We start from the raw sequence: 11300 nt of genomic DNA, 5'->3' as shown, positions 1-11300 counted from the left end.
TGATAATTTTCCATCATTAATGAGAAGTTTTGTAGTTTCAAAATTACCTCCCCAATATAAACCATAAGCGATTTCAATACTATCTGGAATAAGTTCAGGTACGTTATGCAAAAAATATAAATTGTCTTGCTCTACAGGTCCGCCATTGTAAATCATAAAATTCGCATTAATTTCTGGAATCAAATCATTTATGGAATAGGAGAGCGGCTTATTCAGTATAAACCCCACACTACCATCATTAGAATGTTCTGTTAGTAAAATTACAGATCTATTGAAAGACATATCATTTAATATGGTTGGTTCTGCAATTAGTAAACAACCTTTTTTAGGTAACAATGAAGTCATAAGCCATTTAATTTTAATTGAAATTAAGAAAAATAATTTAATTGAACAAATTATCAAGTTTTATATTACATTATTAAATGAATTTAAATTTTTGAAATAAAAAAAACCTCTTAGAAACTAAGAGGTTTTCAAATAAATAAAAAGTATTTATTATTTGTTTACTGATCCATCTAAGTCAGCACCAGCTTTGAATTTTACTACATTTTTTGCAGCAATTTTGATAGTTTTTCCAGTTTGAGGATTTCTTCCATCTCTAGCCGCTCTTTTAGAGATTGACCAAGATCCGAAACCTACTAAAGAAACTCTACCACCTTTTTTTAATGTACCTTCTACACTTCCTAAAAATGATTCTAAAGATAATTTAGCTGCTGCTTTTGTAATTCCAGCTGCTGCTGCCATTGCATCGATTAATTCTGATTTGTTCATAATTGATAGTTTTAAAATGATTATACATAATTTTGTTATACAAATTTAAATGTATCATTAAACTACGCAAGCATTTACAGCTATTTTTGCTTAAAATGTTAATAAATTATAGCAAATGTTAATAACGTGGCCTATTTTAACCCATTTTTAGCACTTAAACTCACTTAACATAGGCATCCGCACCAATTGAAGTCCCATTTAAAAGCTCGTGAATTTGCATTTTCTTTTTGCCAGGAAATTGCAAACTATCAATTTGTATGAAACCATTAGAAACTGCAATTTTCATTTCCTTTTTTCCAGAAATAATTTGACCTATAGTATAAGTATGTGTTTCTTCTATAAATGTAGTGTCGTATATTTTAACATTCCACTCATTATCTCCATCTTTAATATATGTCCAAGCGGCAGGATAAGGACACAAACCTCTAATTTGATTGTAAATTTGTTTTCCTGGTTTCAACCAATCAATTTTACAATTGTCTTTATTTAGTTTATACGCCGTTTTTAATTCTGAATTTTCGGATTGAATGGTAGTTTCCACTTTTCCGTTTTGTATTAAATGTAAGGTCTCTATTACAGTGTCGCATCCTAAATGCATTAATTTGTCGTGAAGCTGTCCCACGTTTTCATTTTCATCAATTGCTACCTTATGATTTAAAATCATAGCACCCGTATCAATTTTATCATCTATAAAAAAAGTAGTTACACCTGTTTCTGTTTCACCATTAATAATTGCCCAATTTATAGGAGCTGCACCTCTATAATTAGGTAACAATGAAGCGTGGAGATTAAACGTACCATACTTAGGCATTTTCCAAACCACTTCTGGTAGCATTCTAAACGCTACTACGATTTGTAAATTAGCAGCATAGCTGGCTAATTCTTCTAAGAAATCTTCGCTTTTTAAATTGGTAGGTTGTAAAATTGGGATGTTTTTTTCTAATGCATAGGTTTTTACCGCACTAACTGAAACTTTCTGACCACGTCCTGCAGGCTTGTCTGGCGCCGTAATAACAGCAGCTATTTCAAACTCACTTTTATATAGTGTATCAAGAATGCCAACTGCAAAGTCAGGCGTTCCCATAAATATGATTTTTAATTTATCCATCTTATTGTATTTTTTTACTTTTTAACGCAGATTCGCAGATTTAAAAAGTCAATTCTCAAAGTTGTCATTTCGACGTAAGGAGAAATCACATAAAGTGTTTAGATTATGAGATTTCTCCTTACGTCGAAATGACAAACGTTCATTTTTTGTCTAATTATTTTTACTTAATTTGATACTTATTCGAAGCGTTTAAAAAGATATTATCGTTTTCTAATAAGTTTTGTAGGGCAAAGATAATTTCTTCTGATGAAAAATGAAGTACGTTTTCTATTTCATTTGAAGAAAGTGCACCTTTATGTAATAGAGTCTGAATTTGCTCTAAAACCGATTTAGGTGCTACTTTGTTTTTTGAGGTACAATACGAACAAATACCACAGTCTATAGGATTCTCTTCTCCAAAATAAGTCGAAATTAAAACCGATTTACAAGTGGTTTTATCTGTAACAAAATGAAGCATCTGTTTGAATTGCTCTATTTTAATATGATTTTGTTGCTCTAATACTTTAACGACACGGTTAATGGTATAACTGTCTTCACGTGGTTCGTTGTAAAGAATAGAAATGTCATTACTTTGTAGTTTCAATTCAATTAGTTCTTGTGCGTGTAGTTTGTTTAAAACGGCAAGTACTTGTTCTTCGGTTTTACCCGATTTAGAAGCAAGTAATGCGGTGTTAATTTGAGTAACTTGTTCAAAAACACCTGTATAATTTCGTAAAATGGTTTCAATAATTAAAGCTTCTTTAGTATTTAAACTGCAATATCGAATGACTTCTCGACTTTCAATATTAAACTGTAAACTGGCTTTATTGCTTATGAAATTTTGAAGCGTTATAATTCCTTGTCGATCGAGAAATTGCAAACACGCAAATGTTTTGGTTACCGAAATATTAAATTTCGAACAAAATTGATTTAAATTTAAGTAAAAAACCTCTTGAAATCCTTCACCATAAGCAATTTGAAAATGGTTGTTTAAATTTTTATACACCAAATGCAAAAATACTTTATGTGGCAATTGTGCGGTATATTGTTGCAACCTACTTTCAAAATCGATTGCTGGAGTTAATAGTAGGGCATAAGACGTTTCGCCATTTCTACCCGCTCTGCCCGCTTCTTGATAGTAATTTTCAATATTATCTGGAAGTTGCAAATGCACTACTGTTTTTACATTCGGTTTGTCAATTCCCATTCCAAAGGCGTTTGTGGCGACTATAATCTTGGCTTTTTCATCTAACCAAAGTTGCATATTTTTATCTTTTTCTTTGCCTGATAATCCACCGTGATAATAGGTTGCAGTAAAACCAAAATCTGTAAGTACTTTGCTGATTTCTATACACGATTTTCTGTTTTTTACATATACGATTGAAGGTTCCGGATTTTTTAAGAAAATTTGTTTCAGTTTTCCAAGTTGGTCTTCGGTTTTAATAATATGATATCCTAAATTCTCTCGTGAAAAAGAATTTTTAAAAACAACTGGATTTTTTAATTGTAAAAGCGTACAAATATCATTTTGAACTCTTGGGGTAGCTGTAGCAGTTAACGCAATAAACGGCACTGAAAAGTAGTCTTTTAACGCTGATATTTTTAAATAAGCAGGTCTAAAATCGTGACCCCATTGACTAATACAATGTGCTTCGTCAATCGCAACTAAATTTATATTTAAATTTTTAATTCGTTCTAAAACCCAATCTTGCTGCAGGCGTTCGGGTGAAATATATAAAAATTTATAATTCCCAAAGACACAATTGTCTAATAAATTATTAGTTTCTTCAGCAGATATTCCGCCCGTTAAGGCAATGGCTTTTATGTTTTTATTTTTTAAATTTTCAACCTGATCTTTCATTAAGGCAACAAGTGGCGAAATGACCAAACAAATTCCGGGTTTAAGCAAAGCAGGTATTTGAAAACAAATTGATTTTCCACCGCCAGTTGGTAACAAAGCAAAAGTATCTTCACCACGTAAAATAGTCTGGATAATTTCTTCTTGTGTGGGTCTAAAAGCACTGTGTTTCCAGTACGCTTTTAAAACATCTAACGGTTGATTCATTAAAAATGAATTAGTCTTTTATGTGATTGATAATAAATTGAAAGCGTTCTTCTACAGACGTTTTTGGTACTTCGTGTAGTTCATACCCATATTTTGTATAGGTATCTACCAAATAATTATGAATTTTAGAGGCTTCTTCATAACTTTCATAACGTTCGGCATCGCTGGTGTATATTTCTTCCCAAGGTGGTAATACAAAAACTTTGTCGTATTTATAGGTTTCGCAAGCGGCTACAAATTCATCAGGGTAGGTGTCGCCTATAAAATCCATATACGCCACCACATCTGGAATACCTCTATCAATAAAAACAGGTTTTTCTTCGTTTACGGCGTTTTGATATTGTTTAATTCTTCCTTCTAAAAGGCGTTCACTAAACAACATCGGATTTTCCAAAAATAAATAATCAACACCTTCTTCTCGGGCTTTTAAAATTACTTCTCTTGAAATTTCAGGATAACAAATGTGTCCTTCGGCTTCTAAGTGATTAATTAAGGTGGTTTTTCCAGAACTTGGACCGCCAATAAGGAGTATAATTTTTTTATTCATTTTAAGGCTTTAAAAGTCAAATGTACTATCATTTTTTATATTTTGAAAATCTTAATTATTTAAATTTTCAAATCAAACATTATAAATGTATATTTGTTGTTTATTATTAAATTAAAATGAATAAAGAAACCGAAGATTTTTACATTAGACTTAAATCTGAATTAGAAGAATCAACCACTTGGCCTGCTGTGTATTTATACAAATTTATTGTACCAACTAATGCTACAAATGTGAATACAGTTGAAAATGCCTTTAATAATATGGGCGCCGTTATAAAAACACACGCTTCTAAAACAGGAAAATATACCAGTATTTCAATTAACGTTACGATGCAAAATGCAGATAAAGTGATTGAAAAATACCAAGAATTAGCAACAATTGAAGGAATTATTTCATTATAAATATGGCATACAACAACGAAGAATCAATTAATTATTTAGAATATAATTCGCAACGGGAACATTTAATTATTCCTGAATACGGAAGATATGTACAAAAATTAATCAACCAAATTACCGCTATCGAAGATAGAGAAAAGCGAAACAAAGGTGCCCGTTATGTAATTTCGGTATTGGGAAATTTGAATCCACATTTACGTGATGTGCCAGATTTTCAGCACAAACTATGGGATCAATTGTTTATTATGTCTGATTTTAAATTAGATATTGATTCGCCATTTCCTATTCCTACAAGAGAAGTAGTGCAATTGAAACCAGAACGTTTAACATATCCACAAAATTTTCCAAAATACAGATTTTATGGCAACAACATCAAATATATGATTGATGTGGCTCGTAAATGGGAGGAAGGCGAATTAAAAAACGCATTAATTATTGTGATTGCCAATCATATGAAAAAATGCTTTTTAAGCTGGAATAAAGATACGGTTACGGATGAAGTGATTTTTAATCATTTATTAGAATTATCTAATGGTGAATTAAACTTAACGGCAATGAAAGAAGAACTTTCTACATCGCAAAATTTAATGAAGGTGAATAAAAAACAGTCGAATAAGACTCAGTTTTTTACTAAGAATGAGACGGCTACTAACAACAGAAATCAAAACCGTCCACCAGCAAACCAAAACAGACCGCAACAAAATAACAATAGAAATCAGAATGCATCTAATGCAAAACCGAATTCGCCAGATAATACAAAAGCCAATTTAAATAATCCAAATTATAAAGGCGGTAAAAATTTTAAACCAAAAAATAATCCTAATAATATAGTATAAATGGGAACATTCAAAATTGAAGGCGGAAAGCCCTTAAAAGGAAATGTGCAACCACAAGGTGCAAAAAATGAAGCATTACAGGTTTTATGTCCTGTTTTGTTAACCTCAGAAAAAGTTAGAGTAACTAACATTCCTGATATTATTGATGTAAACAAACTAATTACTTTATTAGGTAACTTAGGTGTTAAAATTCAGAAAAACGGACCTGGTGATTATACGTTTCAAGCAGACGATGTAAATGTTGGGTATTTAGAAACAGAGGCCTTTAAAAAAGAAGGTGGAAGTTTACGTGGCTCAATTATGATTGTAGGACCTTTATTGGCTCGATTTGGAAAAGGATTTATTCCAAAACCAGGTGGAGACAAAATTGGAAGACGTCGTTTAGATACCCATTTTGAAGGATTTATCAATTTAGGTGCAAAATTTAGATACAACAAAGAAGACCATTTTTATGGTGTAGAAAACGAAGGCCGATTAAAAGGCGCGTATATGTTATTAGACGAAGCGTCTGTTACAGGAACCGCTAATATTGTAATGGCTGCTGTTTTAGCTGAAGGAATTACTACAATTTACAACGCGGCTTGCGAACCGTATTTGCAACAGTTATGTAAAATGTTAAACGCAATGGGCGCGAAGATTACAGGTATTGGTTCTAACTTATTAACCATTGAAGGTGTAGAATCTTTAGGTGGTTGTGAACACAGAATTTTACCAGATATGATTGAAATTGGCTCTTGGATTGGCTTAGCAGCTATGACAAAAAGTGAAATTACAATTAAAGATGTAAGTTGGGATAACTTAGGACAAATTCCAAACGTATTTAGAAAACTTGGAATTACGTTAGAACAAAAAGGTGATGACATTTATATTCCTGCTCATAAAGACGGGTACGAAATTAAAACCGATATTGACGGGTCTATATTAACGGTTTCGGATGCGCCTTGGCCAGGATTTACGCCAGACTTATTAAGTATTATTTTAGTAGTCGCTACACAAGCAAAAGGAGACGTTTTAATTCATCAAAAAATGTTTGAAAGCCGTTTGTTCTTTGTGGATAAATTAATAGATATGGGTGCAAAAATTATGTTGTGTGACCCGCACAGAGCTGTGGTTATGGGACATAATTTCGAATCGCAATTGAAAGCTACTGTGATGTCTTCTCCAGATATTAGAGCCGGTATTTCGTTATTAATTGCAGCACTTTCTGCAAAAGGAACCAGTACCATCCAAAATATCGAACAAATTGATAGAGGATACGAAAGAATAGACGAACGATTACGAGCACTTGGTGCAAATATTGTAAGAGTATAAATTAAAAAAGCGACAGTGATGTCGCTTTTTTTTATTGTTTATTATTCTTGTATTCTATTTTTAATATCCATTTTTTCGTGCAAAATTCTTACTACTTCCATTTCAGTATTTTCAACTCGTTTGTAAAAAACTAAATGTGATTTTACTTTTGGAATTTTTCTTTTAATTCGTTTAGATTTTCTTCTCGGTTAAAATTTCGAATTTTTCCGCTTTTTTCTCCGATTTCTAATTCTTCAATAAGCGCGTTAGTTTGCTTATTCCCACTGCTTGTGCGAGCGTTTTTAAGCATCTCACTTATGATAAACATCTGTGACTTTTCTTCGTAGTTATTTCTGCTTTCCGTTCCTGTTTTTCCGTGTTCAACCTCTTTAAGTTGATCGAAAGTACTTATGTTTTTATATGCTTTCATTTTAAATGTTTTTTATTTTCAATTAGCAAAATTTCTCAACTTTTAAATAGGGTTTTGTTCGGAGTTTGTTCGGAGTTTGTTCGGAGTCGCTTCGGTAAAAACACCTATTTACCGAACAAGTACCGAACAAGTACCGAAGGAATACCGAAGAAATGAATGTTTAGTGTGGGGTTTTTCTTGCGAAACTTGAATATTTAATTTACACAAAAATCGTAATATTGACAAATGTACGTTAGCCGTACTTTTTTAAATTTATCAAATTTTCAATAGTTTGTTTTCGGTAAATTCAACTCGATATTTTATTTGGCAAATTTTAATTGATTTTTTATTTTTTATAAAGACTAAAACTCGTTTAGAATCATCCACTGCTACATATTCAGATAAATTTGATAAATCAATTTTATATTTTTTTTCAATTTCTTCAGGAATTGAATAAGGATAAATTATGAAGTAACTATCCCATTCAAAATCTGTTAAATTATTTAAATCGATTGGTTTCTTTTCTTTTAAATATTTTGAATGTATTTTATCTGTTAATTCTCTATCAAAATTTAACTCAAAAAAAGAGTCGCAAGAAGTTAATGTTACAATAGAAATTATTAAGAATATTTTTTTCATTTTGCAAAATCTTAAGGCTCTAAAGTTAAAATATAATTTTGTCCATTTGCAGTTATTGTTAACTTATTTGCATTTATTGAAAAATTGTAAGTTGTTCCAATTTGAAATGGTAAATTAGATGGAAGTGTTTGATTTGGATTTGCTGACGGACCAATTAATATTGTGCCGTTTGGTTTGTTGTATGTGTAAATAATTTTATTACTGTAAGAACCTTGGTTTAATATGCTACTAATTGTGTTACTGTTAAATGGATTGTTTAATAAGCCAAAATAAACATAATACTCAGTTGTTCCGCTTGCATTTCTTAATGCATAATCACTTGGATATAAAGTTTCTGGAGCATTAGAAGTTAAAGGAGCATCTGAATCAGATTTTGAACACGATAATGTAGTTAATGCAATGATTGAAATTAAGATAAGTTTGATTGTTTTCATTTTTTTATTTTTAGTTTGCTTACTCTATACGGTTTTCGGCTTTCCCGTTTTAGGTTTGTTTTTCGAAGCTGACTTAACGGTTTGCAGCTACAAGAAGTTGGCGATTTACTAGTAGAAAACGGTCTGCAACTACTGAACTTGATACCAAGCACAAAACTTCATTTAACCACTGAACCGCCAATTTCTTGTAGGTGCTGTTATAACCAGTTTTTCTAGTACTTTGCTTCAAGTTTCTCAATAATAAATTTAGTAAAGTCACCAGATTTAGCCATATTGATTAAGTTGGCAGTAGTATTTATCAGTTGGAATTCGTTAATTGTTTTTATTAAGAAGTCGAGACTTTCATTAAACATAACTTGGTCAAATAAAGTCAAGTTAAAAGCAGTTAATTCGTCAAAGGTTATATTTTTTTTGCTTAATGTAACTTTTGAGCTTATCCAAGCTAAATGTAATTTGAAATTTGCAGTCATTCCTTTTTTAGAAGGATCTATTATACTCAACCAAAAGTCATTGGATTTTTTATTGATTAAACAACAATTTAAATAGCCTTCATAATTTTTTGAAGGATCAAAAATCTGATTATATGTTCTATCATCTTTTAGAAGTGAAGTCGGCTTAGCTCTAGCTGAATGAGGATCATTGAAAACTATTGCTCTTATAGCTTGTGCTGTATATTGTATGCTGAAAATTTTGGAAGCTGGCTTGCCTTGATTCTTATAGTAATTTTTTCTTCTGTCATAAAAACAGCCTTTGTTGTAAAAGAATATTTCTAAGTTTCTTTGTGTCGATTCCGTTGCTCTTAATAAAGTCGCTGAAACTGGGTTTTGGCTATTCGTTGATGCAATTATATTGTCAATTGTTTCTTTATTATTATTTATGATTACTTTGACTAGAACAGATCTTTCATCTGTTGTGTCGCCATTATGACTATTAAATATTGAATACGAAGTCTGAAGTCCATTAACAATTTGAACATTTTCAATTGCTAATTTTTTCCCAACTTGGTTAGGAGATTCCGCAATTATTGTAATCCCATTGTTTAACCACCAGAAATCTTTTTCTTCAATAGTTTCAATTGTTGTCTTGATCTTTTTATTAACATCTACTTCACCTTGAAAATGTCTAATGTTGCTTTCGAATAGGTCGTCACGAATCTCAGTAGTTTCAGCTGTTAAAAAACTTTTATAATCCGCTAGTTTTACCATTCCAACATAACCAATTCCGAACTCCTTATAACTTGTAGAAAGTGGTTGTTCTTTAAATTCTAAAGTCAACCTATTAGTTTTATGTGCTTGATATAATTTCAATAATTCAGAACAACTATAATTTGAATATGAAATGTTTTCATTAGAAAAAATATTTTTTGTTAATGTTTTTAATTGATCGACTTTACTATTAAAAGCTCCATTAACTTCAATTTCAGTTGCATTACAAGCATAAATAAAGTCAATATAAATCTTTCCACCACTTATTGCAGTTTTTTGCCAGACTTGATTTACTAATAAAGCAAGTGTTACAAGATCAGCGTTGAATCTTGTCAATAAAGCAGTTTCATTTTTTTCCAAATCGAATAATTCAGGCAAAGTTGTAATTAACTTATCCAATGGTGCCTCTTTAAAGGAATTCTCCTTTTTACACTGAGAGATAATAAATCGACTATTGGTTTTATTCGAAAAGGTATATTCCGCCAATTCATCAAATGACTCTATGACCTCATCATCTATGAGCACTAGTATTGAATCAATTCCACCGTCATTACCACCATCAACAATTGAGTTTAAAATATTTTCATAACTCAAATCGTAAACTTTTGTAGTCTGAGTTATGCTAAATAGTTCAAAAATTTCACTGTCTCTTAATTCAATTTCATTTACAGTTTTGAATTGCGTTAAACATCCTTCTAATATTATTCTATTGTTACTCATATGTCTTGTTGTTTATCGATTTAAAATTGGCTATAGCTTGTATATATGCGAAATAAAGTTTCGCATTTTGTTAAAATCAAAAATAAGGAATAGTTTTCAAACTTCTTTGTAGAATGATTTCTACAAAATGAGAGGTAGGAAATGTTTAAAAAAAAGGTTATTCTATAACCAATTCTTTCAATTGTTCGCGGTATTTTTCTAAAATATCAGATTTGGATAGGAAACCAATAAATAGTTTATCTTGTACTACGGGTAAAATGGCTTGGTGGGTGCTTTCAAATTTATTCATTATGCTTTCAATAGGATCTTCAAAATCTACAATATCTTTGTCTTTTACCGGTTGTAGTACTTCGGTTATAGATGTAAATTTTACTTTAAACGCAGAAAATATTATCGGGCGAATATCATCTAAATAAATCAAACCAATTAGTTTGTTGTCGTCATTTAAAACAGGAAAAATAACATCGTCTGAAGTGGCTATTTTTTCAATTAATGCTTCTAAAGTTTTAGATTCGGTTACGGGTGTAAAATGATTGTTAATCAGTTTTTTAACATCAATAGATTGTAGTATATTTTTGTCTTTATCATCTGTAAAAACGTCGCCTTTATCGGCAAGATTTTTAATGTCAAACGAGTACGGTTCAAAGTGTTTTGAAATAGCAAAACTTATAGAAGACACCAACATTAAAGGCACCATTAAACTATAGCCACCAGTAATTTCAGCAATCAAAAATATCGCAGTCAAAGGCGAATGAAACAAACCACTCAACACACCCGACATTCCTACCAATGTGAAATTACTAATAGGCAAATTTGTAATTTTCAACATATTGAAAAAATACGCAGTTGAAAAGCCTAAATACGAACCCACAAATAGGGAAGGTGCAAAGTTACCACCA

General features: G+C 31.1%; 13 protein-coding genes. 3 read left to right on the top strand and 10 right to left on the bottom strand.

The features are described 5' to 3' along the window. The 5 genes from ACIQ11_RS05265 to ACIQ11_RS05245 form a co-directional block, all read right to left on the bottom strand. Positions 1–345 (bottom strand): YqgE/AlgH family protein (locus tag ACIQ11_RS05265; protein ID WP_396153473.1); only part of this gene is annotated, 345 nt, incomplete at its 3' end. Between the two features lie 150 nt (positions 346–495). Further along, the gene (locus tag ACIQ11_RS05260; protein WP_396149576.1) at positions 496–771 is read right to left on the bottom strand and encodes an HU family DNA-binding protein; all 276 of its coding nucleotides are present in this window, start codon (positions 769–771) and stop codon (positions 496–498) included. A gap of 160 nt (positions 772–931) precedes the next feature. Further along, entirely contained in the window at positions 932–1879 is a 948-nt protein-coding gene (gene fmt / locus ACIQ11_RS05255) for a methionyl-tRNA formyltransferase (protein ID WP_396153471.1), read from the bottom strand. A gap of 160 nt (positions 1880–2039) precedes the next feature. Further along, complete coding sequence (locus ACIQ11_RS05250) at positions 2040–3923, bottom strand: ATP-dependent DNA helicase RecQ (RefSeq protein WP_396153469.1); 1884 nt, start codon at positions 3921–3923, stop codon at positions 2040–2042. Between the two features lie 10 nt (positions 3924–3933). Beyond that, complete coding sequence (locus ACIQ11_RS05245; protein ID WP_396153467.1) at positions 3934–4470, bottom strand: AAA family ATPase; 537 nt, start codon at positions 4468–4470, stop codon at positions 3934–3936. Positions 4471–4586: 116 nt separating this feature from the next. On the opposite strand from ACIQ11_RS05245, the gene ACIQ11_RS05240 reads away from it, so the two are divergent. From ACIQ11_RS05240 to murA, 3 genes are read left to right on the top strand one after another with little or no spacing between them, the layout of a single operon-like run. Further along, positions 4587–4871, top strand: a complete 285-nt coding sequence (locus ACIQ11_RS05240; RefSeq protein ID WP_353076466.1) for a DUF493 family protein — start codon at positions 4587–4589, stop codon at positions 4869–4871. A 2-nt stretch (positions 4872–4873) separates the two neighbouring features. Continuing rightward, positions 4874–5704 (top strand): DUF4290 domain-containing protein, encoded by an 831-nt coding sequence (locus ACIQ11_RS05235; RefSeq protein WP_396153465.1) that lies wholly within the window; start codon positions 4874–4876, stop codon positions 5702–5704. After that, positions 5705–7015: a UDP-N-acetylglucosamine 1-carboxyvinyltransferase gene (gene murA, locus ACIQ11_RS05230; protein WP_396153463.1), complete on the top strand. Its 1311-nt coding sequence runs from the start codon at positions 5705–5707 to the stop codon at positions 7013–7015. It begins immediately after the preceding gene. A gap of 142 nt (positions 7016–7157) precedes the next feature. Here murA and ACIQ11_RS05225 read toward each other — a convergent pair whose 3' ends face one another. From ACIQ11_RS05225 to ACIQ11_RS05205, 5 genes are all read right to left on the bottom strand, one after another. Continuing rightward, on the bottom strand, positions 7158–7424 hold the full coding sequence (locus tag ACIQ11_RS05225; protein WP_396153461.1) for a hypothetical protein: 267 nt from the start codon (positions 7422–7424) through the stop codon (positions 7158–7160). A 255-nt stretch (positions 7425–7679) separates the two neighbouring features. Beyond that, entirely contained in the window at positions 7680–8042 is a 363-nt protein-coding gene (locus ACIQ11_RS05220; protein WP_396153459.1) for a hypothetical protein, read from the bottom strand. Between the two features lie 11 nt (positions 8043–8053). After that, positions 8054–8476 carry a hypothetical protein gene (locus ACIQ11_RS05215; RefSeq protein ID WP_396153457.1) on the bottom strand — a complete coding sequence of 141 codons (423 nt, stop codon included), beginning with the start codon at positions 8474–8476 and terminating at the stop codon, positions 8054–8056. Between the two features lie 212 nt (positions 8477–8688). Continuing rightward, positions 8689–10401 carry an AIPR family protein gene (locus tag ACIQ11_RS05210; protein ID WP_396153455.1) on the bottom strand — a complete coding sequence of 571 codons (1713 nt, stop codon included), beginning with the start codon at positions 10399–10401 and terminating at the stop codon, positions 8689–8691. A gap of 157 nt (positions 10402–10558) precedes the next feature. Beyond that, positions 10559–11300, bottom strand: a 742-nt coding sequence (locus ACIQ11_RS05205; protein WP_396153453.1) for a chloride channel protein, incomplete at its 5' end; no start/stop codon positions are given.

The organism is Flavobacterium sp. (assembly GCF_044361065.1).
Classification (GTDB): Bacteria; Bacteroidota; Bacteroidia; order Flavobacteriales; family Flavobacteriaceae; genus Flavobacterium.
This window is presented reverse-complemented; position numbering and strand designations above follow the sequence as displayed.

What these genes read in the sequence shown, in the direction of transcription:
- ACIQ11_RS05260 (WP_396149576.1), bottom strand. Translation starts at nt 771, where the DNA reads ATGAACAAATCAGAATTAATCGATGCAATGGCAGCAGCAGCTGGAATT.
- fmt (WP_396153471.1), bottom strand. Translation starts at nt 1,879, where the DNA reads ATGGATAAATTAAAAATCATATTTATGGGAACGCCTGACTTTGCAGTT.
- ACIQ11_RS05250 (WP_396153469.1), bottom strand. Translation starts at nt 3,923, where the DNA reads ATGAATCAACCGTTAGATGTTTTAAAAGCGTACTGGAAACACAGTGCT.
- ACIQ11_RS05245 (WP_396153467.1), bottom strand. Translation starts at nt 4,470, where the DNA reads ATGAATAAAAAAATTATACTCCTTATTGGCGGTCCAAGTTCTGGAAAA.
- ACIQ11_RS05240 (WP_353076466.1), top strand. Translation starts at nt 4,587, where the DNA reads ATGAATAAAGAAACCGAAGATTTTTACATTAGACTTAAATCTGAATTA.
- ACIQ11_RS05235 (WP_396153465.1), top strand. Translation starts at nt 4,874, where the DNA reads ATGGCATACAACAACGAAGAATCAATTAATTATTTAGAATATAATTCG.
- murA (WP_396153463.1), top strand. Translation starts at nt 5,705, where the DNA reads ATGGGAACATTCAAAATTGAAGGCGGAAAGCCCTTAAAAGGAAATGTG.
- ACIQ11_RS05225 (WP_396153461.1), bottom strand. Translation starts at nt 7,424, where the DNA reads ATGAAAGCATATAAAAACATAAGTACTTTCGATCAACTTAAAGAGGTT.
- ACIQ11_RS05220 (WP_396153459.1), bottom strand. Translation starts at nt 8,042, where the DNA reads ATGAAAAAAATATTCTTAATAATTTCTATTGTAACATTAACTTCTTGC.
- ACIQ11_RS05215 (WP_396153457.1), bottom strand. Translation starts at nt 8,476, where the DNA reads ATGAAAACAATCAAACTTATCTTAATTTCAATCATTGCATTAACTACA.
- ACIQ11_RS05210 (WP_396153455.1), bottom strand. Translation starts at nt 10,401, where the DNA reads ATGAGTAACAATAGAATAATATTAGAAGGATGTTTAACGCAATTCAAA.